General features: G+C 39.4%; 21 protein-coding genes. 6 read left to right on the top strand and 15 right to left on the bottom strand.

Annotation, left to right across the window (positions count from 1 at the left end):
* Nucleotides 1-9: 9 nt before the first annotated feature.
* From B9A52_RS21710 to B9A52_RS21685, 6 genes are all read right to left on the bottom strand, one after another.
* Complete coding sequence (locus B9A52_RS21710; protein WP_084122710.1) at nt 10-1335, bottom strand: DEAD/DEAH box helicase; 1326 nt, start codon at nt 1333-1335, stop codon at nt 10-12.
* A 347-nt stretch (nt 1336-1682) separates the two neighbouring features.
* Nucleotides 1683-1949 (bottom strand): hypothetical protein, encoded by a 267-nt coding sequence (locus B9A52_RS21705; RefSeq protein WP_084122709.1) that lies wholly within the window; start codon nt 1947-1949, stop codon nt 1683-1685.
* A gap of 83 nt (nt 1950-2032) precedes the next feature.
* A complete protein-coding gene (locus B9A52_RS21700) occupies nt 2033-2485 on the bottom strand; it encodes an SRPBCC domain-containing protein (RefSeq protein WP_084122708.1) in 453 nt (150 codons plus the stop codon).
* Nucleotides 2482-2856 carry an iron chaperone gene (locus tag B9A52_RS21695; RefSeq protein ID WP_084122707.1) on the bottom strand — a complete coding sequence of 125 codons (375 nt, stop codon included), beginning with the start codon at nt 2854-2856 and terminating at the stop codon, nt 2482-2484. Before B9A52_RS21695 ends, B9A52_RS21700 begins: the two co-directional genes overlap by 4 nt.
* A gap of 28 nt (nt 2857-2884) precedes the next feature.
* Nucleotides 2885-4297: a hypothetical protein gene (locus B9A52_RS21690; protein WP_157370251.1), complete on the bottom strand. Its 1413-nt coding sequence runs from the start codon at nt 4295-4297 to the stop codon at nt 2885-2887.
* Between the two features lie 589 nt (nt 4298-4886).
* Nucleotides 4887-6593 carry an amidohydrolase gene (locus tag B9A52_RS21685; protein WP_084122705.1) on the bottom strand — a complete coding sequence of 569 codons (1707 nt, stop codon included), beginning with the start codon at nt 6591-6593 and terminating at the stop codon, nt 4887-4889.
* Nucleotides 6594-6809: 216 nt separating this feature from the next.
* Here B9A52_RS21685 and B9A52_RS21680 point away from each other — a divergent pair, with 216 nt between their 5' ends.
* Complete coding sequence (locus tag B9A52_RS21680; protein ID WP_084122704.1) at nt 6810-7487, top strand: hypothetical protein; 678 nt, start codon at nt 6810-6812, stop codon at nt 7485-7487.
* A gap of 543 nt (nt 7488-8030) precedes the next feature.
* Here B9A52_RS21680 and B9A52_RS25740 read toward each other — a convergent pair.
* The gene (locus tag B9A52_RS25740) at nt 8031-10229 is read right to left on the bottom strand and encodes a glycine-rich domain-containing protein (RefSeq protein ID WP_157370250.1); all 2199 of its coding nucleotides are present in this window, start codon (nt 10227-10229) and stop codon (nt 8031-8033) included.
* Nucleotides 10230-10690: 461 nt separating this feature from the next.
* Complete coding sequence (locus B9A52_RS21660; protein WP_157370249.1) at nt 10691-11203, bottom strand: NAD-dependent epimerase/dehydratase family protein; 513 nt, start codon at nt 11201-11203, stop codon at nt 10691-10693.
* Between the two features lie 69 nt (nt 11204-11272).
* On the opposite strand from B9A52_RS21660, the gene B9A52_RS26610 reads away from it, so the two are divergent.
* Genes B9A52_RS26610 through B9A52_RS21650 form a run of 3 tightly spaced genes read left to right on the top strand, consistent with a single transcriptional unit; the run spans nt 11273 to nt 11879 of the window.
* Nucleotides 11273-11377: a hypothetical protein gene (locus B9A52_RS26610; RefSeq protein ID WP_394334900.1), complete on the top strand. Its 105-nt coding sequence runs from the start codon at nt 11273-11275 to the stop codon at nt 11375-11377.
* Nucleotides 11378-11407: 30 nt separating this feature from the next.
* Nucleotides 11408-11632, top strand: a complete 225-nt coding sequence (locus B9A52_RS21655) for a hypothetical protein (protein WP_084122700.1) — start codon at nt 11408-11410, stop codon at nt 11630-11632.
* The gene (locus B9A52_RS21650; RefSeq protein ID WP_084122698.1) at nt 11613-11879 is read left to right on the top strand and encodes a type II toxin-antitoxin system RelE family toxin; all 267 of its coding nucleotides are present in this window, start codon (nt 11613-11615) and stop codon (nt 11877-11879) included. The genes B9A52_RS21655 and B9A52_RS21650 overlap by 20 nt, the downstream gene beginning before the upstream one ends.
* A 1-nt stretch (nt 11880) precedes the next feature.
* Here B9A52_RS21650 and B9A52_RS21645 read toward each other — a convergent pair whose 3' ends face one another.
* From B9A52_RS21645 to B9A52_RS21635, 3 genes are read right to left on the bottom strand one after another with little or no spacing between them, the layout of a single operon-like run.
* Complete coding sequence (locus B9A52_RS21645) at nt 11881-12810, bottom strand: NAD-dependent epimerase/dehydratase family protein (RefSeq protein ID WP_084122696.1); 930 nt, start codon at nt 12808-12810, stop codon at nt 11881-11883.
* A 46-nt stretch (nt 12811-12856) separates the two neighbouring features.
* On the bottom strand, nt 12857-14308 hold the full coding sequence (locus B9A52_RS21640; protein ID WP_084122694.1) for an aldo/keto reductase: 1452 nt from the start codon (nt 14306-14308) through the stop codon (nt 12857-12859).
* A gap of 25 nt (nt 14309-14333) precedes the next feature.
* Nucleotides 14334-14867 carry a hypothetical protein gene (locus tag B9A52_RS21635; protein WP_084122692.1) on the bottom strand — a complete coding sequence of 178 codons (534 nt, stop codon included), beginning with the start codon at nt 14865-14867 and terminating at the stop codon, nt 14334-14336.
* Between the two features lie 290 nt (nt 14868-15157).
* Here B9A52_RS21635 and B9A52_RS21630 point away from each other — a divergent pair, with 290 nt between their 5' ends.
* Nucleotides 15158-15358, top strand: coding sequence for a DUF4177 domain-containing protein (locus tag B9A52_RS21630; protein WP_084122690.1), 201 nt, complete (start codon nt 15158-15160; stop codon nt 15356-15358).
* 347 nt (nt 15359-15705) lie between these two features.
* On the opposite strand, the gene B9A52_RS21625 is transcribed toward B9A52_RS21630, so the two are convergent.
* The 4 genes from B9A52_RS21625 to B9A52_RS21610 all read right to left on the bottom strand — a co-directional run bounded on the left by B9A52_RS21625 (nt 15706) and on the right by B9A52_RS21610 (nt 23177).
* On the bottom strand, nt 15706-19287 hold the full coding sequence (locus B9A52_RS21625; RefSeq protein ID WP_084122688.1) for a M1 family aminopeptidase: 3582 nt from the start codon (nt 19285-19287) through the stop codon (nt 15706-15708).
* Nucleotides 19288-19305: 18 nt separating this feature from the next.
* Nucleotides 19306-20178 carry an ABC transporter ATP-binding protein gene (locus tag B9A52_RS21620; RefSeq protein WP_084122686.1) on the bottom strand — a complete coding sequence of 291 codons (873 nt, stop codon included), beginning with the start codon at nt 20176-20178 and terminating at the stop codon, nt 19306-19308.
* Nucleotides 20179-20628: 450 nt separating this feature from the next.
* Nucleotides 20629-21921 (bottom strand): IS1380 family transposase, encoded by a 1293-nt coding sequence (locus B9A52_RS21615; RefSeq protein WP_084118757.1) that lies wholly within the window; start codon nt 21919-21921, stop codon nt 20629-20631.
* A gap of 383 nt (nt 21922-22304) precedes the next feature.
* Nucleotides 22305-23177: a TraB/GumN family protein gene (locus tag B9A52_RS21610; protein ID WP_084122684.1), complete on the bottom strand. Its 873-nt coding sequence runs from the start codon at nt 23175-23177 to the stop codon at nt 22305-22307.
* 383 nt (nt 23178-23560) lie between these two features.
* Here B9A52_RS21610 and B9A52_RS21600 point away from each other — a divergent pair, with 383 nt between their 5' ends.
* Nucleotides 23561-25258, top strand: coding sequence for a bifunctional metallophosphatase/5'-nucleotidase (locus tag B9A52_RS21600; protein WP_084122680.1), 1698 nt, complete (start codon nt 23561-23563; stop codon nt 25256-25258).
* Nucleotides 25259-25357: the final 99 nt, after the last annotated feature.

The following is a 25357-nucleotide window of genomic DNA, read 5'->3' as shown; positions in this document are numbered from 1 at the left end:
ATGATGCCATTAGCTGGCTTCTGCTACCCTTACTTTCACTTTTTTCAATTTCTCATTATTGATCTTGGAAATTGTTTTTTTGGCGAGATTTCTTTTAACAGCTACATAGGATGCGAAATCCAAAATGGTAATCAAACCAATATCAGAACTTGAAAGTCCGCCCTTTTTGGTCAAAAGACCTACTATATCCCCCTTACTGATTTTGTCCTTTTTCCCTGCACTGATGTAAAGGCAAACAAGATCCGTAGGTGTAGGTAAGGGGAGTATTTCTGAAACTTCGATTTCCTCTACAGATTTGTCTATGTAGTCAGGAAGTTCCTCATCATTGGCCAAAATCAGGTAACCCTGACCTTCCGCATGCATCCTCGCAGTTCTTCCGTTTCGGTGGGTAAAGGCATCAATCCGGGGAGGCAATTGATAATGGACCACATGTTTGATTTCCGGAATATCCAAGCCCCTTGAAGCGAGGTCAGTAGCAATTAACAGGTTATACACCCCACTGCGGAATTTGATGAGGTTTTTTTCCCGGTCAATCTGTTCCATTCCGCCATGCAATACCCCATGTTCGAAATCATAATCCGTCAACAATAAGCTGATTCTATCCACTGCATCCCTGTGATTGCAGAAAACAAGGCAAGACTCATGCTGAAACCCCGCGACAAGGCGCATCAAAGTCTCTACTTTCACTTTGCTTGAGGTATGGATCAGTTTGAGTTCCAATTTGGAATCAGCCTCATCTTTGAGGTAATTGACCTGATGTGGTCTGCTGAATGGAATGAAATCGGGCATTCTTTCCAGCTTGGTGGCAGAAGTCAATAAATGCCTCTCCGTACCGGTTAATGCCCGGAATATTCCTCTCAGCTGCTCGTGGAAACCCATTTGTAGGGATTTGTCAAATTCATCCAACACGATCATCCGGATATTATCCATTTTAAAGGATTCCCTTTGCACATGGTCGGACAACCTTCCCGGTGTTCCGATGACCACAGCAGGGCCTTCGGATAAGGAGTTCTGTTCAATCTTCACAGCATGTCCTCCATAGCAGGTGCTGACCCTGAAATTGGTTTTCAGGGATTTAAATACCTGCTCAATCTGAATGGCCAACTCCCGGGAAGGAACCACTATCAATGCCTGCACCGCTCTGAGATTTTCATCCAAATCATCTATGAGGGGAAGGAGATAGGCCAAAGTTTTTCCGGAACCGGTAGGTGCGAGCAGCATCAGATTATCTGTTTGCTGCGCCTTTTGTATAAAATCCACCTGCATGTCATTTAAGGATTCGATCCCTAAATGGCTTAAAAATCCCGTATATTTTTGAATGGTGTTTTCTGACATCCAGCAAAGGTAGGTTTAAAGAGGTAAGAAGCAATGAGGTGGAGGTTAGATGCGAGAGACGAGAAGCGAGACGAGAAGTAATTAGACTTTCGCGTCATTGCGAGGAGCACTTCACAATGCCTTTCTTTTTGTCTTATCCCAATTGCGACGTGGCAATCTCAGATTTGGGGCTTTAAGGTAGGCATTAAGAATCAGTAATTGGAAGCCTAGAAATGGTTTGTTTGATCTCTGTTCAGGCTCTGAGATGAAAGATTGGTATTTTAACTTTCAATTTACAGGTTTATGCAGTGGATTTTTAGATTGGGAAATTGAAAAGTTATGGTTGATCGAAAAATGGAGCTCCCAAATCAGAATTCCCAACCTGAAAGCAACAATCCCAGCATTCCTACAGCAATCAATAAATGCACGCCTAACCATATTCTTTGCCAAATAGGACGTTTTTTCCATTCTTGGCTTTGGTCAAATGGATCAAAGGCCAATGCAAGGGCAAAAGTTATAGTTGCATTGGATAAGTCCTTTAAAAAAATCAGACTCAGGATTGCAATTAAAACCATAGCCATATAAATCAGTCTGGTAAAACTTTTTGACTGGTCTAATATTTTCTGCTTTCTCATGATTTTTTTTGATGAAATTATTGGCCCAAGTTGAAACCTGCCATATAAACTACAGGAAAGCAGGGTATAAGTGATGAATAAAGTCAGACCTTTCTCATAAAATCAAATCCTCCTTTTCTCAGATTAATCCCATATTCCAAATAAGCTTTCAAACAGGCAAGGAAATTGGCCCAACCTTCAGTATTTCCTTTAAGCCAATTGATGCCTGCTTCATCATTATCCATTTCGCCTTCAGTAATTCTTACCAAAGTGGAACCATCTTTTTGTGGAATGAGGTTGATTTCAACTGTCATTTCTTTATCTCCAATATCCCATTTGAAAGTGATCAATTCATTGGGTTTTGTTTTACCTACCCTGACCGGTGATGATTCATCAAATTCAGGGAATTCCCACCAAACTGTTTCCCCTTCTTCCATGGGACCTGTACTTTTGGAAATAAAATAAACGCTCATTTTTGTTGGATCAACAATGGCATTGTAAACTTCCGGAACAGGCTTTTGGATTTGTAGGGCAGTATTGATCCGGAGTTTTTTCATTTTCGTTTTTTGGAGCTTTTTTCCTTATTTTCCTTTACTCTGAATTGCACCATTGCTGAAATCAATGCATAAGGAATCGGTTTATCCAAAGGAAACTGCATGGTACCCTTTCCTGTCTTATAAGTTGCAACCTCCTTTTTAAACTCTTCCATTCCTGATGGTGCGGGATAAAAACCAATATGGTTTTTGTAAGCTGCGAAATGGACCAAATTCCCTGCGAACTTGAATGTAGGGATACCATAGTTGATGGATTCTGTAGCCTCAGGGGCAGCTTCTCTGACAGTTTTCCTGATTTCTTTCAAAATTATCTGAATATCATTTGGGAAAGCTTTAATGTAATCATCTATAGATTCATATGTGTATATTTTCATAGGTAAATTTAGGAATCAGGAAATTACCTTACTTATAATCCAATGACATTTTATTTAAATCATATCCTATATATAATGGGCCATAGCCAAAGTCATAGGACATGACACCGCCTAAATTAGGTTCAAACTGATTTTTCATAAACAGACTGTAAATTCCGTGATTGAAAGCTTTCATGTCAAATGAAAAGACTACATACATGGTTTCCTCTGAATTGCCAGCGATTTGGGTTTGGTTAGAGGGGACTTCCCCAAGTGCAATTTCGCCCATACTTTTAGGTTTGATATACATGGAAAATGGATTACCACCACTCATGATTACACTGGATCGGAATATGGGAATACTTATAGGGAATTCATTTTGATTTTTGAAGATGAATGGAATATAGATTTCAAATCCACGGGTTTGTGGACCTGGTATCTGGGTTGGGAAAACTGTTGTTTTGAATTCTTCATAGGCAACCTGAAAGGCATCCCATTTATTTGAGGCGTAGTTGTCTATTTTCCCTTGAAGAAAATTATCTACAAAATAGGTGGTGACAGGAAATGATTGGTCGCGGTACAAAAGTGTTTTTGTGTTTTCCCATTTATCATCAATCCCAGTATCAAAGTTTCTTAATAGATCCAACATGAAGTTTTCAAGTTTCACGTCTTTGGTATTGTCCCATTTAAGCGGAAGAGGGTCGGGGACTTTGACCGTCAATCCAACGACCTTATCTATAAATGGATCTTTTAAACCATCCAACTCCCCGGTTATCAGCAAATCTCCGAATGGAAGCATGGCATTTTTTATCGCATTGGGATTGATTAGACTATTACCAACACCTAATAGCTTTATTTCAATAGGCTCAACGGATTTGGAGATTTTCGGAGGTTTGGGGAGTTTTACTTGGGTACTGTGTTCGTATGAAAAATTGAATTTGCCTATACGTTTTTCTAATAAGTTATTGATGAATGGATTCATCTTTGATGACTCAATGTCAAAATCCTCAGTGACAGCAAGTTGAAAATTCGGTAACATATCAGTATAATCAGTAAGATCAAGCTCAATGTTAGTCTTAAAAGTGATTTTATTATCCTTTCCCAATAAATTTTTAATTTGATTTGAATTGAGGGTAAAAGGATACTTCAGGATTAAAGATGATTTTGCAGGAACACTTACCTCATTATGATCCCAAGACATTTCTATATCTTTTCCATCAACAAAAATTCCCATTGCATGACGAGGAATGGGAAGGTCTTTTTTATAGGGATTGGAAATTTCATAGGTCAAATTGAAATTGACTTCAAAGTCAAGTAAGGATGGTTGATGAAATGAAACATCAAAATCCTGTTGTTTGGCACTTGGCAACATGTCTTCCAACATCAATAGGTTAGCTCTACAGCCTAGAAGAACAGAGAACAAAGGTAGGATCAGGATTTGGTAATAATACAGCTTTTTCATCTTGGTGAAATTAAATTGTCAAGAAATTCTGATTTTATACTGAATAAGGGTTAAAACTAGATTGCCATATTGAAATGGCTTTAGAAGATACTAAATATAAGTATAATTATATTTAATATTATATTAATAATAAAAACTTAGTTCTATTATTTCCAAAAACTCCGGAGGAAAAATGCATTTTTTTGATTTGATGCTTAAGGAAGATAATAGAAAGGAATTGGTCCAAAATGTTTTGATTCTGGAAAAAATGGTTTGTTTTCTTTTGCCTTTTTACATTCGATTAAACTAAGGAGATTGATTGTTCTTAAAGTTGAGCCCTACCACGTTAAAACATTGGATAGGAATTCATTGAATCTGTTTGGAAACCAAATCCAACAAACAGGAATTGACATAAAAATGAAAGTTGACTATTGGTAGCCAACTTTAATTGCCAAATAATTGATTTCCCCTTTACCGACTAAATAAATCGATCAGTATTGCAATCTTTCATGTCTCTTTGAGAATGGAATAGCGGAAATACTATTTTAATCTTCCAATTTTCCAATCCGCCACGGCCAAGTTCTTTAAATCCGAATACTCCCAACCTCTATCAATCTCCCTGATATACAACCTTTCCCCCTAACACAGTCATTTTAACTTTGGTACTGAGGATTTCATCTTCGGGGACTTCCATGATATTTTTGTCAAAAACGGTGAAGTCGGCTGCTTTTCCAACCTCAATGGAGCCTTTGAAATTCTCCTCAAATTCCGCAAATGCACCATCCAGGGTATAAGATTTTAATGCCTGCTCACGGGTCATTTTTTGATCTGGTTCATATCCTCCTTCAGGAAGCATTTTAAGGGTTTTACGGGTTACAGAGGCATAGAAAGAGGGGATAGGATCCAAAGGTTCCACGGGTGCATCAGTTCCATTGGAAATGGTTGCTCCTGACTGAAGTAGTTTTTGCCAAACATATGCCCCATCCTTAATCCGCTTGGCACCCAAGCGTCCTATGGCCCATGGCCTATCTGAACTCAGATGAATGGCCTGAATGGCTGCTATGACTCCCAATTCCCCAAATCTGGCAATATCGTCCGGATGAAGGTGCTGAGCGTGCTCGATTCGGAAGCGATGGTCGTTGATTTCCGGAAATTTGGAAAAGGCAGCTTCATATCTGTCTAATACTTCCCGATTGGTTCTGTCCCCAATAGCATGCGCACAAACCTGAAATCCCAATTGCAAGCCCTTTTCTGATACTTCGGATACCAGTGAAATAGGCATAGTTTCATGTCCCGTATGTCCAGGCTTGTCTTCATAATCTTCTAGTAGCCAAGCACCCCAAGGTCCCAAAGCACCATCCATATTGAGTTTAATGGATCGGACAGTAACCATATGGTCCGGGTCTATATGAGGTCCTTTTTTATACCATTCTTGTATCAGCTCAGGCTGACGGCTGGAGAGCATGACATACAGTCTTGCTGTGAGACGGTTTTCTTCCTTAAAGTGTTCCAAAAGATCAATGAAGTTCTGTCCGCTTCCTGCGTCATGAAAGGAGGTAATACCTTTTTCTGCCAATTCCTTCAAAGCCAATTCCAAAGCCTTTTCTCTTCTTTCTGGTGTATCTTCCGGAATCAGTTTCCTTACCAGTCCTGATGCCGTTTCCACCAATACCCCGGTAGGATTCCCCAATTCATCTCTTAACACTTCACCGCCTTCGACTTCCTGCCTGGGATTTTCATTTCCCAATGGCGTAATTCCCGCCATTTCCATTGCCTTTTGATTGACAAAAGAGGCATGTCCTGAAGCATGGGCTAGAAAAACCGGATTATTTGGAGTTACAGCACTGAGCTGTTCATGGGTCTGGAAACCTTTTATGGCATTATCCGGCATTTTCAACCATTTATCCTGATGCCAGCCCCTGCCTGTTATCCATTCACCAGGTTCAGCTTTAGCAGCAGCCTCTGCCACTTTTTCTATCAGTTCGTCATAAGTTTGTACATACATCAAATCGATGTCCAATTTATTATAGCCAATTCCCATCAAATGGGCATGGGATTCTATAAAACCCGGGGTCATGGTTTTGCCCTGTAAGTCTATAGTTTGGGTATTATTGCCAACAAAAGCCTGGATTTCTTCAGTAGTCCCCACTGCCAGAATCAGCCCGTCTTTGACGGCAACGGCTTCGGTTGTGGGATTGGCTTCATCTACAGTATATACTATCCCATTGATATAAACCTGATCCGCAGGATTTTTCGGGCCTGAGTTACAGGAAAAGAGGAGTAATCCAAGAAGTCCGATGACGTATATGTTTTTCATAATAATATAGTGTTCTCTTCCAAAACTAGGAGATATAATCAGAAGTAGCAAAACCACTCCTGTAAACAGGATGTAATACGCATCCAAGTAAAGATTATGCTGATGATCTCACTCTCGATTTTCTTTGGTTGCTCATCATGACATTACCTATATATCTGTATTTATCTTTTACATGATCAACTTAACTTACTAACTTGAATAAAATTTAAGGAAAACATGAAATTTCAAATAAAAATCAATTCATTCAAAACTTTAGATGAGGTTTCAGATTATTGGTCAACAGCGGATTATATTGAATTATTGAGTCTATTTGGGTTTCCTGATGCTGAAAGTTCGGATGAAGATTCTTTGAGAGAATTGTTGATGATGGCCATTACCGATTTTGAACCCAATGAGGCTGCTGCCATTGTTTTGGAATATAAGTTGAGTGATGATTTGAACAAAGGGCAGATAGAACAGATTTCGAACGACATGTTGCTGGATAAAATAGCTGAAGAGTACCCTGAGATCAATCTTCATGGTACACTTTTTCACATCAACCAACTATTGTATAAAGCCTTTAATGGCAAATTCCCAAACACTAAAGCCAGTCAGTTTGAGTGTACAATTACCCCTCTTGGAAAAGATGAGGATATTGAGTTGACGAAGGAAGTCACGCTCAAATTATTGAGTGAAGGACTTTCGGACAGCAATCTGATCAAAAGGTTGTTTGGGGATAAGATGACAGGCGCAACTCCTTTTCCGGAAGCGGAAGATATTCTATGGGATTTAACATCGAATGATGGTCAGAATTTTAAAATTCTGACCTCTGAATATTGGTTGAGCGAAGATGATTTGATAGCAGAGGAATTTGAAGGAAATTATGAAAAGCCAGAGGAAACTGACGAGGATTAAAGCCAATAATGGTTAGTTTCTTGCCCTGGGAAAACCCCTATTAAAATTGGATGCCTGATCGTTTTGTCTAATCTGTTTCAATATGTGAAAAATGGAGGAAAGTCCGTCATGATGGAAGCTTTAAAATCCAAATTCAAGGACAAAGAGGATGCTCTACAATATTATACTGCCCTCCATTCAGGAGCTGACTATTTCCTCACCAGAAATACATAAGACTATAAGTTTGCTTTACAAGTATTGCCTGGATACAAGCCTATAGAATTTTTCAGGGACATTGTAGGATAAATAGTTTAAGACTAGGGATTTTGGCAGCAAAGAATAAGGAATTAGAAATGTTTGCACTCGACCAAATATTTGATGAGTTTATTGGTGAAATTGGAAACCCAAAAAGAATGCGATATGGAATTCCAGCACCTTATTATTCATTTTTTTATTTCAACCTGTGATAAAATTGAAATAATTAATCCCGAAATTTCCAAGCTTCATAAACAAATCCTCTTGGAGTTTGGGATCTTTAAGGGATTTTTCCCTATCGGGATTTGATTACTTTTTAAGAACTTTAATATGTTCGATTTTTTGGCCCCATCTAACTTCAATCACAAAAACTCCCGAAGGAATGTTTCCTACCATCATAGCAACAGCCTCATTCATTTCATTTTCTGTTTCTACAGAAAACTCTTTTGAAATAGAAGTTGGGTGTATAATTCTGAAAGTAATTACTTCCTGATTGTATTGTGATCTGTCAAGTAAATTGACACGTAATTGCTCACCATTTGTAGGATTTGGATAGGCTCTCCACACGCCTTCTGTAAATTGAACTCCGGAAACTCTTACTGATAGTACTTTGCTGAGGCTTGAGGTTCCATCAAAATTGACCTGATTCAGACGGTAATAAATCGTTCCTCCCGAAATGCTAGGGCTTAAATCCTCAAACTTATAATCTACAGGAGCATCAGACCAACCCATTCCATCAATATTTCCTATCACCTCCCAGGTTTTCAGCCCATCTGTTGATCTTTGTACTTCAAAATGAGAATTCTCTCTTTCCATAGCGGTCGCCCATGTCAATTCAGTTTTTCTTTCTTCAGCAATGAACTCAGCACCTAGTGAAGCATATTCCACAGGTAAAATTTTTGCATTTGAAAATCCTATAAAGACTATACCCCTGGCACCGTTGCCACCTCTTGCTTCTTCAGCACCACCGCCTCCTCCTGAACCAGGTGTGCTTGCATTTCTTCCAATTCTTTCTAATAAAGGTTCATCGTCTTCTCCCTCTCCTCCGGCACCGCCGCTTCCACCACTTCCACCATTTCCGAGGTCATCTTCACCTCCGCCGCCACCGCCCGCAGCGAAAAACCTATTTAATAAAATATCAAAACTGGAAAACTGTAAACCTGCGCCTCCATTTCCACCATCTTCATCGTCCGAATCCTGACCATTTCCGGAAGCACCGCCGCCACCGCCACCTGATTCTTCCTCTTCAGAATCCCCACCATTTCCACCATTGCTTTGCCCATTCCCTCCATCTTCGTCATCTGCACCACCGCCTCCTGACCCACCTCTCAACAACAAAGAGCTAAATCCAACTGTCGTTGAATTGAATATAGAAGTCCGTCCGTTTCTACCGTCACCTTCATCTTCCGAACCACCGCCACCGCCACCGCCGGCAATGATTTCATATAATCCACCCGGGTCAAAAGTACTGTCTCCACCATCTTGGCCTTGATCTTCCGCGTTTGTAGAACCCAAACCTCCATTTCCAATCAAAACTTCGAAGTTGGTGCCGGCAGGTAATCCTTCTACCAATCGGTCCTCGACATTGACTCTGGCGTGAACAATGCCACCACCACCGCCACCACCGCCATTGCCAAATCCACCGCCCCCGCCACCAGCGACCACCAAAACCTCAAAGTCCAAAAGACCTTCAGGGGCCTCCCATGTACAATTTCCATTAAATTGTATTATAGTCACTCCGGATAGGCTTCCATTATCCAAAACGGTAAAGCATGGGCAGGAATATGAAATAATTATTTGTCCGTTACCGCCGGTGCCGCCGTTACGATTTCCACCACCTGACCTAAGAGCTCCACCACCGCCTCCTCCTGGACTTAGCCCAGAAAGTCCATTTCCTGAACTTCCTGATCTTCCATTACCTCCATTTCCACCTCCATTTGGTGCCGTAGCACCTGTATTTGAAGTTGCATTTACTCCATCACCTAGATTAGAGGCAGAAGACCCACCGCCTCCTGCAGTAGTTCCATTGACTCTATTCGCACCATCGCCGCCGCTAAATCTAATATCTCCAAATCCTAAAGAAGCATCCCCACCCAATGCGCCGGCTGCAGCATTATTAGGTACTGATTCCCCACCTTTTGCCATTAGGGTTGTGGAAGAGCCAAACCAGGTATCTCCACCGGCTGCAGTCGTATTGCTTCCTGCTCCAACACTGTAATTAAAACTTTGTCCTGAAGTCACCGAAAAAGTACTTTGGGAATAAGCACCGCCTCCGCCACCGCCGTATGCATTTGATCCCGCTGTCCTTGACCCACCTCTTCCTCCTGCACCCCATACTTCTACGGTGATTGAAGTTACACCATCAGGAACTATAAATTCACCACTTCCAGTAGTGGTTATGGGACCAATTGGATCACATTGAGCGTTGGCTACCTCGATAAAAATTGAAGCTTTAAACAGGATTAAAACTGAGACTGAAATGATAAACAGAATGTAAGACTTCTTCATTATTTAGGGTGATTGTATTCATAAATGGAATTACAGTACAAATAATCTGTAATTCAAATACAAATTAACGTATTTTAAATAAAATAAAAAAATAAAACTTAGGTGAAAAAAATCTTTGTTTTTGATGTATATTATAAAATTTTACTATTTTAATTATATTTAAATTATAAAAATATTTTTAAACCATATTTTTTATTTTTTTATTAAAATTTATAATTCATAAAAATTGCTATAAAATAAACTAATAGTAAATATTTGATAATTAAATGCTTTATGGGAATTAGAAATGGTTTTGATTCTCAAAAATGCAAACCAGGATATATTCAGGGTTTTTTTAATACGGGAAAATTATCCCAAAAATTATTGCTCAGAGATTAAAAAGTATCATCTGTGGACATCAGTGATTTCTGTGAGAGAAGTTTTTTTATGCCTTTGATTTTAAATTGAAGAAGAATAGGTGTTTATTTTTTCTCCAAACATTTTCTCAATCCCTCTTCCAAATCAATCGCCTTCAACCCAAATGCCTTTTCAATCTTGGAGGAATCAAAGCAATAATCCTGATCCAATTGGTACCTTAATTCCTTGATTTCTTTCAAAACAGGGATAAACAGAGAAACCAAATTGAGCATAAAGGGGCCAAGAATCTGAAGTTTCGGCTCAACTCCAAGATGTTTGGCGAGGATCTTTACAACTTCCTGTCCTGTGGGATATGCCTTGGAGGTCGGCAAATGCCATACTTGATTCCAGGTATCTTTCTGTTGTGCTAAAAATGCGGTGGCATAGGCTGCATCAGGAATATAAGTAAAGGAATGTTTCTTGTCTCCGGCATAGAGCCATTGGGCGGTTTTTCCGGTTTTCATGCGGTTGATTACCGATTCATTAAGGAAGCTCAGTTTGGCTCCCGGGCCGTAAAAGTCCGCTGCCCTGACGATCATAGCTTTTAGTTGACCTGAACTTATTTCGTCCAAGATCATTTGTGCAATTTTAGCCCGAACTTTCTCAATGCCAGACCAAAGAAAACCAAATTGACAATTACCATAAAAATGAGCGTCATCGATGCCACCAAAAGGAGGGCAAAGAACAAAGGAATATCACTTTCGTGGATGTTTTTGAAGGACATTGGATTTTGTGAAATTAATTTTCAATAATTTTGTACATTTAATTGATTTTCAAAAAATATGGAAGAGATAAAGAAAAAATATATCATTGATGAATCTTCAAACAAGGTAGCTGTGCAAATTGACATCAATGATTATGAAAAACTTGAGCAACTAATTGAAGATTATGCTCTTGGTAAATACATGGAGGAAAATGATCCTACTGAAGTTCTCACATTAAATGAAGCGAAAGTACTTTATGAGAAAATGAAAACCGAAGAAAAAGGTGGAAATACAGGTAAATAAACAGTTTTTGAAGGATCTTTTGAAAATTCCGATTCCAATTAGAGAAAAAATAGAAATATTGGTTTTTGAGGAGGCTGAATCTTACAAATCTTTAGAAGAAACTGGATTGTTTATCAAGTTAAAAGGATACAAGAATTTTTATCGGGCAAGATTTGGGGAATATAGAATTGGAGTTCAATATTCGAATGGTAAAATTATTTTTGAAAGAGCTCTTCACAGAAAAGATATTTACAAATTTTTCCCATAAGCTACTCAAGGCATTTTCTCAATCCCTCTTCCAAATCAATCGCCTTCAACCCAAATGCCTTTTCAATCTTGGAGGAATCAAAGCAATAATCCTGATCCAATTGGTACCTTAATTCCTTTACTTCTTTCAAAACAGGGATAAACAGAGAAACCAAATTGAGCATAAAGGGACTAAGAATCTGAAGTTTCGGCTCAACTCCAAGATGTTTGGCGAGGATCTTTACAACTTCCTGTCCTGTGGGATAAGCCTTGGAGGTCGGCAAATGCCATACTTGATTCCAGGTATCTTTCTGTTGTGCTAAAAATGCGGTGGCATAGGCTGCATCAGGAATATAAGTAAAGGAATGTTTCTTGTCTCCGGCATAGAGCCATTGAGCGGTTTTTCCGGCTTTCATCCGATTGATTACCGATTCATTAAGGAAGCTCAGTTTGGCTCCCGGGCCGTAAAAGTCCGCTGCCCTGACGATCATTGCTGTTAATTGACCTGAACTTATTTCATCCAAGATCATTTGTGCAATTTTGGCCCGAACTTTCCCTTTTTTGCTTTGTGGATTGACAGGGGTTTCTTCGGTGAGGTGTCTGACATATGATGGATCGTAGCAGTACATATTATCAAAAAATACCAATTTGGCCCCATGTTTTTTGCATGCTTCAATGGTGTTTCCCATGATAATGGGCCACTGTTCCTGCCAAATTTTGGTTTTGTAAGTGATGCCGGAAACAAGATAGACAATATCAGAATCCTTAACTGCCTCATCTACCTCACCTCGATGCAAAAGATCGGCCTTCATCAATTGGTCTTTAGGATTGATTTTCGAAGGATTTCGGCTTACCAGGCGGATATTGTCGGTGTAGGCAGTCAAGTCTTTGGCCAAAAAGGTTCCGATGTTACCGGTCGAACCAAGGATGGTGTGGAGGGTTGAGTTTGCCATTTTTTTATTGACAATTTAAGAATTATTTCCCTATTAAATGAAATCATCAAACCTTATAATACTCCACTAATCTCCCATCAAAACCGGCCACCTTTTCCACCAGGGCCATTCGTTTCTTTTCATCCAAAACTTTGAATTTTTTGGCCAGTTCTATTTTTTCCTGTAGCATTTCTGCATGGTCTGCACCTGTTACCAGAACCGATATCGGAAGGGACCAAGAAAAATAAAGTGCTTCTTCGACGCTGAGCGCATTGGGCACAATTCTCGGTTTGTCCCCATGATTGAAGTGGGAGGTACCTCCAAAAAATCCTCCGTTGGCCAAAGTCTTCATAGCAATCGGGGCCATTTCTTTTTTAATCAATTGGGGGAGAACATTGTTGATAAAGCTTTTGTAATTTGGGTCAAAGGCATTGATGGGCATCTGACAGACCTGAAGGGCATCGGTCCGCTCAAGCATCCGTAAATGGGCTTTGTAATCAGCATGACCCGAGAAACCCACATATTTCACCTTACCGCTTTTCTGGGCTTCCAATACCACATCGAGCACGCCGTTTTTGATCCTGCTGTCCACATCGGAAGGGCTCCCGACGGCATGGATAAACCATAGGTCGAGGTAATCGGTATTCATTCTTTTTAAGGAGCCTTCCAGATGTTCTCTCATGGTTTTGGCATCCCTGGCTGTTGATTTGCTTTGGATAAAGGCGACGTCACGGTATTTTGGGGTTAGAAACATACCATACCGCTTTTCCGACAAACCGTTACCATAGGATTCCGCGTTGTCAAAAAACCTCAGCCCACCTGCCAGTGCTGTCTCGATGGTCTTTTGGGCTTCTTTTTCACTCATCTGAGCGATATGCGCTCCACCCAAACCCAACATCGTTACGGAAGTCCCTGTTTTTCCGAATTTCCTTCTGGGGAGCAATTCGCCCAATCGATCATTTTCAGGTGTGCTTTTGGTAGTAAGTATATTTCCAAAAGCATCAGTCAGTGGTTTTCCTGAAAGGGGTAGCATCATTCCAGCGGTCAATCCTGCCAATGATTTGAGAAAGGATCTTCTGTCTTTTGGTTCTTCAGCGCTTGAGATTTCCTGGCTTTTCCAAGGCCAATCCACACAAGTGTTGATTTCGGGAAATAACACATGGTCAGCTTTTCCCTTAAAAACTAATGTGGTAACTACATAGCCTTTCAGTTTTTCTTTGACGGTCTGTAATGTTTTCCCTGTTACGGATACGTCATCTACCAACAATATTTTTGAGCCTTTTTCAATGGGTACCTCCAAATCCTCCAAAAAAACCGGTATTTCTCGTTGTGGGGTATTTTCATCATCCCGGTAGTTGACCTGAATTACCAATAATTTTGCCCCCATTTTTTGAGCGACCATTTGGGCAGGTATGGCGCCACCTCTTCCTATACCAATCACCAAATCTGCTTTTGGGATGGGATAGTGATCTAAACGTTGTTGGATATCTTTCAGGGATAAGGGATGTTTGGTAGTCATGAAAGAAGGAGGTTTTTGTCAGGATTTATTTTGAGATTTTTAGGGATGGATTTCCATATTTCAGAAGCAGGAAGTTCAGCAACAATAAAATCCCGATACCCGGTAATGCACGGGACAAGGAACCAAGGAAAAACTCCATCGGCGCAGCAGGCATGATGGGGATGACGAACAGCAGCAAAGAAGAAATAATTTTAGCGCCAATATATCCAAAAGGTGCTGCTATCCATTTTAAGGTTTTATGGTTGAGCAGGAGAAAAGCTATTCCTGTGAATAATACCAGTTCCAAAGTCAGTACCACCAAAAATGCCCAATTCGGATTACCGGTAACCAGAAAATTGAGCAAAGGTGCCAGTATGGCTATTGGTAAGGCCACTTTCCAATCGTACCAAAATAGGGCAATGAAGGGAATGTAAAACATGGGTAGGAGATAGGCCCCAATGGAAAAGCCATTATGCGGGGGAATCAGATGAATTATAAATGGAAAAAAAACCGCAGTCATTAAAATCACAGCGGTGGTTTTGATCCAGGTAATGCTTCCGAGTTTGCTGACGGTATCCATATTGAAGGGGATTTGTTGGAAGACATAATTTAAGGAATAATGGTTAAAAATTTCTTATTTTTAAGAAAAAGCGAAGATAATGGCGAAACTGATTTTAGAAATAGAAGATAAAAAGTTGAAATTCTTCAAAGATATTATTCAAAATTTTCCCTTTGTGAAGATCGAAGAAAGCCAAGTATTTTTGGTTTAATATTTTTTTTTTTTGGGGAAAAAATCCAAAGCAGTAAAATTTATTATTTAATATTACTATTCATTTGTTATCAGTTTTTTAAAATCCAAAATTACTGTTTATGAAATCATACAAAGTTGAATCTCTGATTTATTACACCAAAATAACTTCTGATTCTAAGCATATCGTTAAAAAGTCACAAGAAGAAATTCAATCAAAATTGGATGAATATGCTCAAAAAGGTTATCGTTTGGCCTCCACGAATTCAACAAGTTTTGGAATGGCCATTTACGTTTACCTTTACTTTGAAAAAGATGAATAGTTTGATTCATTTCAATGTGGTTTCAAAAAATTTCTTCCACCGTGTTTGGTATCCGAAAAACATTCGGAAATTGATTCCTAATAAAGGAAATTCTTGAGGGCACAAATTTCGGCATAAAGGGAAGTTTATGAAGAAACGAACCTCGGCAATAATGAATCAAGAACTTTGACTGAAAAGATAATTTCTTATTTTTTTTAAGGAGGAAAACCTTCGAGGTCTAGAAAAAGACCTCAAAGGTTATCACCCTTCATCCTCCTGCCTGCCGGCAGGCAGGTCATCCTTCATCCTTTTCTAATCACCTCAAAGGTTTTCACCTTCATCCTTTATCCCTCATCCTTTATCCTTTCCTACTCTTCCGTCACTTTCTTCACATTATCATCAGGCATTCTGTCTACCAGGTAATTGTAAGGATCAATACCTGCCTGAAAGGGTTTTTCCTTGACACGGAAAGTGAAAGTGTTTTCTGGTTGGGTGATTTTGATCCTTTCATAGATTAAAGGTTTACCCAAGACTTTTTTGGCATCCGTTTCGGCAAAAACCCCAATATCGATGTAGTCTACCAATGGAACTTCGGTCTGTTTGCCCAAGGAGTCTGCCCTGAATTTTTCGGAAAAGGTTTTCAAAGTGACCTCATATTCTTCCCCATTTTTCACATAGCTTGATTCAATGACCCGATTGGAGAATAGCGTAATATTTTCAAACATGTCATCAATCAGATACTGCATGCTGTCAGGGGTGACTTCCCTGAATGCCCTTACAGCTGACAAAGAAGTAGGGTAGGGTGGTTCCTCATAGGCATAATCGACAAGTAGTTTTTGCAAGGCTTCATTGACTTTGTTCTCACCGATCATTTCTTTGAGATAATACATGATGACAGAACCTTTTTGGTAATGGATATATCCTTGATTTTCAGTTTCCATCAGAGGTCTTTCAGCTTCAAATTCACCGCTACGTCCTCTCAGGTATCCATTCATTTCATATTTGAGGAATTTATTCATTTTGTCACGCCCATATTCTTTTTCCATCACCATCAAAGCCGCATATTGGGCAAAGCTTTCACTCATCATTTCAGTACCCCGCATATTTGCTCCTATGAGTTGGTGAGCCCAATATTGGTGTGCCATTTCGTGGGCAACCACATAGTAAACCAGGTCAATATCATCATCGGTCACATTTCTCAGGTCTGTGATAAATCCGATCCCTTCGCTATATGGCATCGTACCCGGAAATGCCTGGGCAAAGGAACTGTATCTGGGAAATTCTATGATTCTACATTGCTTGTGGTAATATGGGCCAAAGTTTTCGGTGAAATATTCCAGAGATTTCTCCAGGCTTTTAAGCATATTAGGCACATTGTATTCATGGCCTTTGATATAATACACCTCCAGATCCACACCATTCCATTTTTCCCTAGCCACCTCATATCGGGCAGAAATGAAAGAATAGAAGTTCAGTGATTTATGATCAAGTTGGTATTCAAAATACCTTCTGCCGTTTTCTTCCCATTCTTTGAGAAGACTTCCTGGTGCTACGGCGATCTGGTCTGATTCGGTACTGATTACCGTCCGCATGCTTACCCAATCAGCATCCTGGTTGATGTAGGTGTTTTTCCTGGATTTGAGATCATTCTCATCCAAAGAGGGCATTCTTTGCCTATTTGGGAGGTCGAGTTTTGCCCTTTTGTTTTTATCCGAGATTTCGTAACGGTTGGTGTATCCGAAAATCGGGAGCACATCAAAATTATTGAAAAAAGTACCATTATGTGTCAGAGAAGTAAATGAAACTTCATTTTCAAAACCTTTGGTTTCTTTGGATACAACAATTCTAATGGGCAAGGTATCTCCAGGTTGTATTGGTTTTTCCATCTCATAGATCCTGTAGTTCAATCGCTTGTCATCTACCTTGACTGATGCGCCCGGAATTTCGATTCTTAGTGTGTCAGGCATGTTGGGCATGGTGAAATGCAGCTCAGGAATATCCTCCTGAGATTTATTGACAATTAACCCATTGACTGTGACAAAAAGGTCCCTGTTATATGGATGGATATCAATTTGATAATCCAGACTTACCCATCTGGGTTGAGCAATACCTTCATATTTCTTGTAGGTCAGCTCATATTCTTTTTGTCTTGTTTCTGTTTCCTTTGGGGTGAGATAAGTGTTGACTACCTCTGTGTTGTAATAAACAAAACCTCCACAAATAACAAAAGCAAGAATGAATAGGGCCAAAATTCCTTTTTGGGATTTCAAACGCTGAAGTGCAAACCTTCTCCTGAATTTGAAATCTGTTTCTTTTCCCCGGATATAAAAGCCATAAATGACCACACAGAGGATCAGGCAGAACAAGGTCCAGTACATATTGAACCAAACTAATCCCGGAATAAAGGGACCAAATCCGTTCATGTCTGAATAAGTTGCGCTTGGGGTAGCAGCAAATTCCAGCATATTGGAATTGAGTTCCAAAACAGACCAGATAAATTCATTTAAGATGAGAAATGCTACAAAAGCAAAATAAGCGATATAGCGGTTATTGATTAAATAATGGAACAATAGTGCAATCACCACTAAATAACCGAATTGGAACATGTCAAGGACCAAAAGGCTATGGGCGTAGACATGAAGCTCATATCTTGTATAGCTGTAAAAGGTTTGCGCTATCACACCTACCAAAATCGTACAGCAAAGAATCAGAAAAATGCTGATCATCATGGCCAACAGCTTTGACAGATAGAGCATTCCGGTTTTAATGGGGGTTGCATCTTCAATTTCTGATATTTTTGCATCTCTTTCTTTCCACACCAAGACCCCTGAATAAAATGTGATGATACCAATCAGAAAGAGATAAAATGAACCTCGGATCGAATCAATGACATCATAGGTCACCGGATATCGGGCCGTACCATACGAACCTGTAAAGCTTGTCAGGCTGGCAATGAGGTTGATCAAGCCAATCAAAACTATGATGATAAAAGTCTGATTTTTGATTATGGCCTTGGTTTCAAACTTGACCATGTGCCAGAAAGTGGCAATAGAGAATCCGGTTTTTTGGGAAATTTCAAAAGTCCTTACTTCTGTCAGATCTGCCAAAGTTTCTTCTTCCAATAGGACTGCTTTCTGTTTTTTGACTTTCTCCTTTTTGGTATTGAAAGAAAATTTTGAAAACATAAACAAGAGTAAGACAATGCTAAATCCCACCCAAATAAGCCTGTTGATCAAAAACTGTCCCGATAGGGCAGTAGCATACAGATTCTTTTCATCAATGGTTTTGTATTTGGAAAGGGTATTCAATGGCTGAAACCCAAATGGATCCAGGATATTGGCCAACCATTCTTTTTCAAGATCGGCTGTAAAACCCTGACTGACCACGTAAAAAACCAAAATCAACATGGCACCGACAAAAGAAACAATATTATTTCTGAATACCACCGCAAGACTGTACAAAAGGGTTCCTGCTATAATCGTGTTTGGGATTGCAAAGGAAATCAATCCCTGAATATGACCGTTCCAAATCACAGGTCCATAGCGCTCAGGTTGTACCCATGGCATCAATGGACCGATCAGTGATCCAATTGAAACACCCAAAAGGGGAACCATAGAGATCAATAAAGCTCCAATAAATTTTCCAAAGAAATAATCACTTTTTTTGATGGGTGAGGAGAAAATAAACTGATGCATTCCTGTACTGAAATCTCTGTTGGCTGCTGCACTCATAAAGGCCGTAGTCATCAACAGACATATCAGGGACATCACACCATAATAGCTTTGGATAACGGATGGGGCATTTTTGTAAACAGAACCCACGCCACCGCCAATCTGTATCTGATCCGATGATACCGCCCCGAAAACCAAAAGCGAAACGATAAATAAGAAAATCCAGAGCATCGGTGATCCAAACCAATACTTCCATTCATGTTTGATAAACTTCCACATAATGATTGATTTATTGGTTTAGATTAAAGCATTGAGTTTGGCAAAGAAAACATCCTCCAGCGTTTCTTCGGCTTTGGTAAATCCGCTGTTCAAAGGTAATTCTGAAAAAACATGGATCTGAGGCTTGCCGCCTACCAGCTTGTTGCTGATCACTTTGTATTCTTCCTGATATTTTAAAAGATCGCTTTTTTCAACTCTCTTTTCATAAACCCTGTCCTTGATTTCTGCAAGTGCATCATCGGTGGTGCCGCTGTACAGAAGCATCCCCTTGTCCATGATGGCCATATTGGTACAAAGTTCGCGGACATCCTGCACAATGTGCGTGGAAAGGATTACAATGGTCTGCTCGCCTATCTCACTCAGGATGTTGTAAAATCTGTTTCGCTCTCCGGGATCCAAACCTGCTGTAGGTTCATCTACAATGACCAGTTTGGGACTTCCGATCAGACATTGGGCAATACCAAATCGCTGACGCATCCCACCGGAATAAGAACTGACAGCTTTTTTCCGATGCTCAAACAAATTGACTTTTTGTAAAAGGTATTCGACCATTTCGGTCCTTTCTTTTTTGTTTTCAAATCCTTTTAGGATTGCAAGATGATGAAGTAAATCTGTGGCAGAAGTTCTTGGGTAAACACCAAATTCCTGAGGAAGATAGCCAAGGACCTTTCTTACTTCATCCTTTTGTTTGAGCACATCGATATCACCCAAAGTAACTGAACCACTGTCGGCTTCTTGCAGGGTAGCGAGAGTCCGCATCAAAGAAGATTTTCCGGCGCCGTTGGGACCTAACAGTCCAAACATGCCTTTTTCAATGGTTAAACTGACATCTTTCAGCGCATGTACTCCGTTGCCGTATTGCTTGTTGAGATTGGTAATGGTTAGGATCATGGGGTATGGGGGTTGGGTTGATATAGTTTAAATGTTGTTGAGTTTTTTTGTTGTCAAGTTCTTTGTTTGTCATTTCGAGTCACTAATATTTTGAAAATGTTCAAAATTGGTAATGACACCGGGTTCTGCGTCATTCAGAGCCGCAGCTTGCTAAGGCGAATGCCTGCCCCGCAGAATTGCGGGGAATCCCCTAAACCTCATGAGATGCCCCGAATCCCGATAGCTCCTAAAATCCGTAAGTGACCTAATGACATTCAATTCTGTAAACCAAACCGTGTTGTTTTGAAAAATTGAGTAAAATCAAGGCTTTTGTTTTCTCTTGTTTCCGAAGTTTGTTTGTTTTTGCTGACTTGATTTACAGAATTATTGAAATTTTGAAAAGTAAAGACAGTTTTATCCAATACTTATTTTAGAGGAATGAGCCATTTTTTTTCGCAAATGTTTTTTTTATCAGGTATATACAAAAGCTGGATTATATACTTTTAGCTTCATTTGTCTGCTTTGTTTTATCCATTTTGCAGGAAGAATTATAAATCGAAAAATAAATTTTTTAATTCGGTCGGTGGGTTTTATACTTTTGCATTTAGTTGAAAAATAGTTAATCACATTATTGTATAGGTTTCTGCAAATTGCTGAAAAATAGAGGAATACTGAGTTTTTGTTTAACGAAGAAAAAGGGAGGCATTGCCAACCAAAATCATTTTTTAAGATGTCAAACTGTCTTTCCATGTTGCCCCGCTTGGCGTAAAAATTAGCGACTTCCAAATCAGTCATATCAAAATTATTGGTCAATATTGCACGGTAATCATAGGCATCCTGTGTGATTATGTTCATTTGGCCATCATTTCTTAACCTGCGTTTTACCAAAAGGCGATACGGCTTGGGAGTAGCTTTATATTCTCTGGCTTGTTGTGAAAAAGGAGTGATCAAGATTGAACCTACTTGTAATTCCCCAAATTCATCTTTGGCTGTTGTCCAATCCTGAACCTGTGTAAAATGTTTTTCCACGTAACTGTTTCTACAACCTACATAGAAAAACTCAGATTTTTCATTCAACAACTCAATGACTTCATATTGATAAGATGCTGCATCTGCTCTGAAATGTGAAACTTTTGGAGTTTTAACTTTTTCCAAAGCTCCAAACATGCGTTGTAAAGTATCAATTTGGAATGACTTAGCATCGGAATTACCATTTCTATTCTCGATGTAAAAGATATGTTCTTCGTTTATTGTACACACACCGGGTTGATAACCATAATCCCTTTTATAAGTCATTTTACTATCGCTTTTTTCATTAAAAATGATAGTATTATCGTAGTCAAGCGTCAATTCCTGAGAATTTAATACCCCAAGTTTTGACAGTATTGCCATGTTTAGTTTACATAATTCTTCATTACTATTAAATTCATGCTCAACTGAACCTCTCTTAGTTTTACAAATCTGATTTTCAGTGGCTAACTCAGACAGGCGCTTCAGTAAAGTATCAGGACTAGGTAATTTTATATAAGGATTGTTTTCAAAATGCGGCCTTAAATTGGTGTGTATATCTTCAATGCAGTCCCCACCACAATAATAAATTGACAGGAAAGAATAAAATAAATCTTTCCATGAATAACGAGAATTGGGGTTTAATTTAGGTAAAGAATCAGATAGGATATCACTAATATTCAGCTTGTTAAGGTGTTCAAAAACGAAATTCATCCCTCCAAATGCTGATATTGAATTTGATTTTACTACTTTCATTCATCGATTGTTTGTGCAACACCAAATTAGGTGAAATAATCGAAACCGCAAAGCCTTAGCAATTAAGGTTTTGCGGTATTTTTAAACATCTGTATGCGGATTTTAGGAGCTATCGGGACGGGACAAGCTTTCTCTTCGTTCTGCATGACGCTCCGATATTATGTCATTGGGAACGTTGAGAGAAATCTGTTCAGCCTAAGGGTTATTAGACTTTTGTTCTCTTGATTCTTGATTCTTATTTTTTGATTCTTGTTTCTCTTCTCTACCTTCTCGCTAATCCCACAACAATGCCAAAACCACAAATACCACTTCAAAGCGATTAGGCGAAGTTTCGAGAAATAAAAATGTTCGAATTCGATCAAAATTATGGACAGATTCTCAGCTTACATCACAGCTTCAACTGTATATCCTGCTTTTCTCAATAAAGCTATCACACCTGATTCGGATGCCAAATGACCGCTTCCTACTGCAATGAACGTTGGCTGCTGATGAATCAGCTCTTCAATGACAGGTATCCAATTGGCATTTCTGTCGGCCAATAGCAGGTCTCCATATTCTTTGAACATGTCATTATCCGCAATTAGGCTATAAAGTTCTTCAATATCTTCTTCCAAATAAGCGGCCACTAAACTTTCAAATTCTTCCATACCCTCGTCGTCTGTGACAAGTTTAGCAAGATCTTCGATTTGAATTTTTTGGGGTATTTCATCAAAAATTCCTACCTGAAATGCTACGCTTTCCAAGCCCACCATTTCTAATTGCCGGTCTTTGGCTTTCTCTACAAAAAACATCTCATAGCTGCTTTGTTGTTCACAGGGCAGCATTTTGAGCATGACCATGGAAGATAGGACAAAGGGTTTTAAAATGCCCAACTGATCCAATCCGGCACCATAGGATTTGGTAAGAAACTCATCCAATGCGGCTGCTTGATCGGCTGTTAAATCACCTTTGATATTTTTGAAGTCTTTATTGACAGAAAGCTGTTGCATCTCTTTCATCATATTTGGATCCATCATGTTCAGTTCCAAGGCGATTTTCTGGGTGGATTCCAGGGCATTTTCAATTCTTTCATCCATAAAAAACTGATCCTGGCAAATGATATGGATGGTACCGAACAGATAGGATTCTTTTTTAAGACCTTTTCCTGAAATCTTCCATAACAATGATTTTTCATCAACATCATTGGCAATGACAGGTAAAACCAACAAGAACAAAATTATGGTGGCAATAAGGGATTTTGAATGGAATGTTTTCATGTTTAAATAAGTATTTGATTTCGATGGACCAAAATTATAGCCTAAGTAAATCAATTATTTCTGAAAATACAGAAGCGCACAAATTCTGAATACAAACGCAGTTTTTTTTCCAATCAAGGTAATATTCATTTTTCCGCATTTTATCTTTATGATTGGATCAATCAGTCGTTTTGATTCAGCAAATCATGAATTGGTTTTCCTGCAAAAGCACCAACAGTAATAAAAGTCACAGATTAATTGTTGAGAAACCTCCAATTTTGGAATTCTGCATTACATTGGATAATTCCAATCTATTCAAAAAAACATTATTGGTTCTACAAAATCGTTTGAGTGGATTCATTATTAAAACTCAAAATCAATCAAATTCAAACAATAAATCCTAAATGAAAAATTCTAAAAGAGAATTCCTAAAAAAACTCGGTGCGCTCGGTGCAGGTACAGGTTTGATTGGAGCAGGTTCTTTGGCAACTTCCTGTCAATCAACTAATAACCAATCAGCTGTTTCAGGAGAAATAGATCCACCTTCCTCATTTACAGCTACCATTTTTCAGACTACAGATGTTCATTGTCAGATCCATCCGCATGATGAACTGTTTTGGGAGGACGGTAAGATTGCATTCAGGAAAACAGGCGGTTATGCCCATATCCATACCTTTATTCAACAGGAAAGGGCAAAAGCTGAGCACTCATTTTTGATTGATACAGGGGATATGTTTCAGGGGTCCATGCTGTCCGTAAAAACTAAAGGAGAAGCCATTGTCCCGATCCTGAATGCCATGTCCTACGATTTGTATTCCCCGGGTAATTGGGAAGTGGTTTATAACAAAGAGCCCATGCAACACCTGATGGGTGCACTTCATGCTGGAAAAGTCTGTGCCAATATGTATCATCAACTTGCAAATGGTGAAAGGGGCGAATTGATCTTTCCACCTTATTATATCTGGCAGGTAAACGGAGTCAAGTTTGGATTTATAGGATATAATGATCACCTGGTTCCGAGAAGGCAATCTCCTGGATATAGTGAAGGGATTATTTTTACCAAACCGGAAATGAATCTTGCCCACTATGTGGATGTATTGAAAAATCAGGAAAACTGTGCTTTTGTGGCAATCATGTCCCATACGGGTCTTTCCCAGGAAATAGCACTTTCCAATCATCCTGCCTGTGAAGGTGTTGATTATATATTCGGTGCAGATACACATGAAAGAGTCCGAAAACCCATTCAGGGCAAATATGCCAAAGTGGTTCAGCCAGGTGCTTTTGGATCATTTTTGGGTAAACTTCAACTAAAGATCCAAGATGGGAAGGTTGTGGACGATACCTATGAATTTTTGGAAATAAATGCGGATAAGATTACTCCTTCCCCTAGAATTTCCAAAGTCATTGATCAGGTGGAGCAACCATTTAGAGAAGAAATCAATACCGTTGTAGGTTACAGTACTATACCGCTTTACCGATATTTTGTTATTGAAAACCCGATCGATACCATGGTGGTGGATGCAGTCAAATGGCAATTGCCCGATGTTGATATATCGCTATCCAATGGCTTTAGGTTTTGCCCGCCTCATGCAACCCCAGATGAGACTGGAAATATTCCGATTACACGGGGATTTATCTATGATATGTTGCCTGTGGACAGTGTGGTCAGGAAAGGTGAAGTTACAGGCAAACAGCTTCATGACTGGATGGAAAATGAGCTGAACAATGTATTTGCTGTTGATGCGGCAAAGAGATTCGGCGGCTGGGTAACCAAATTCAAAGGGATGGAAATCACCTTCAATGCTTTTGGTGAAGAAGGTAAAAGGATTCAGTCTTTCACTGTCAAAGGTGAGCCTTTGGACCTGAATAGAACTTATACAATTTCGGCCTGCGAAAGAGATGGTGATCCCATGGATGTGGTATGTAGAATGAGTAATGTGAAAAATGTGGTCAATACACCTTATACACTACATCAGGTGATGTTGGGATATTTGTCGGAAAACTCACCTGTGACACCCACCCCAAGAGGAGATGCCAAAGCTTTGGATGCACCTGCGACTTTATTGAGTCAGGTCTCCGGGGTGGATTATGAGTTTAGATAAACACAAATTATCCAAAATTAAAGGCATCCCGCAGAAGCGGGATGCCTTTTACATTTAATATGGATCAACACCTCAATGAAATGAATGATAAAACAAGAT

This window comes from Aquiflexum balticum DSM 16537, assembly GCF_900176595.1.
GTDB lineage: Bacteria > Bacteroidota > Bacteroidia > Cytophagales > Cyclobacteriaceae > Aquiflexum > Aquiflexum balticum.
Note: the sequence above shows the minus strand (reverse complement) of the source record. Positions and strands in the feature narration are given on the sequence as shown.

Bases quoted from the DNA above. Each gene is read 5' to 3' on its own strand.
- B9A52_RS21710 (WP_084122710.1), bottom strand. From the start codon at position 1,335: ATGTCAGAAAACACCATTCAAAAATATACGGGATTTTTAAGCCATTTA.
- B9A52_RS21640 (WP_084122694.1), bottom strand. From the start codon at position 14,308: ATGACTACCAAACATCCCTTATCCCTGAAAGATATCCAACAACGTTTA.
- B9A52_RS21620 (WP_084122686.1), bottom strand. From the start codon at position 20,178: ATGATCCTAACCATTACCAATCTCAACAAGCAATACGGCAACGGAGTA.
- B9A52_RS21690 (WP_157370251.1), bottom strand. From the start codon at position 4,297: ATGAAAAAGCTGTATTATTACCAAATCCTGATCCTACCTTTGTTCTCT.
- B9A52_RS26610 (WP_394334900.1), top strand. From the start codon at position 11,273: ATGAGCGTCATCGATGCCACCAAAAGGAGGGCAAAGAACAAAGGAATA.
- B9A52_RS21695 (WP_084122707.1), bottom strand. From the start codon at position 2,856: ATGAAAATATACACATATGAATCTATAGATGATTACATTAAAGCTTTC.
- B9A52_RS21655 (WP_084122700.1), top strand. From the start codon at position 11,408: ATGGAAGAGATAAAGAAAAAATATATCATTGATGAATCTTCAAACAAG.
- B9A52_RS21625 (WP_084122688.1), bottom strand. From the start codon at position 19,287: ATGTGGAAGTTTATCAAACATGAATGGAAGTATTGGTTTGGATCACCG.
- B9A52_RS21685 (WP_084122705.1), bottom strand. From the start codon at position 6,593: ATGAAAAACATATACGTCATCGGACTTCTTGGATTACTCCTCTTTTCC.
- B9A52_RS25740 (WP_157370250.1), bottom strand. From the start codon at position 10,229: ATGAAGAAGTCTTACATTCTGTTTATCATTTCAGTCTCAGTTTTAATC.
- B9A52_RS21610 (WP_084122684.1), bottom strand. From the start codon at position 23,177: ATGAAAACATTCCATTCAAAATCCCTTATTGCCACCATAATTTTGTTC.
- B9A52_RS21645 (WP_084122696.1), bottom strand. From the start codon at position 12,810: ATGGCAAACTCAACCCTCCACACCATCCTTGGTTCGACCGGTAACATC.
- B9A52_RS21635 (WP_084122692.1), bottom strand. From the start codon at position 14,867: ATGGATACCGTCAGCAAACTCGGAAGCATTACCTGGATCAAAACCACC.
- B9A52_RS21705 (WP_084122709.1), bottom strand. From the start codon at position 1,949: ATGAGAAAGCAGAAAATATTAGACCAGTCAAAAAGTTTTACCAGACTG.
- B9A52_RS21630 (WP_084122690.1), top strand. From the start codon at position 15,158: ATGAAATCATACAAAGTTGAATCTCTGATTTATTACACCAAAATAACT.
- B9A52_RS21615 (WP_084118757.1), bottom strand. From the start codon at position 21,921: ATGAAAGTAGTAAAATCAAATTCAATATCAGCATTTGGAGGGATGAAT.
- B9A52_RS21700 (WP_084122708.1), bottom strand. From the start codon at position 2,485: ATGAAAAAACTCCGGATCAATACTGCCCTACAAATCCAAAAGCCTGTT.
- B9A52_RS21600 (WP_084122680.1), top strand. From the start codon at position 23,561: ATGAAAAATTCTAAAAGAGAATTCCTAAAAAAACTCGGTGCGCTCGGT.
- B9A52_RS21680 (WP_084122704.1), top strand. From the start codon at position 6,810: ATGAAATTTCAAATAAAAATCAATTCATTCAAAACTTTAGATGAGGTT.
- B9A52_RS21660 (WP_157370249.1), bottom strand. From the start codon at position 11,203: ATGATCTTGGACGAAATAAGTTCAGGTCAACTAAAAGCTATGATCGTC.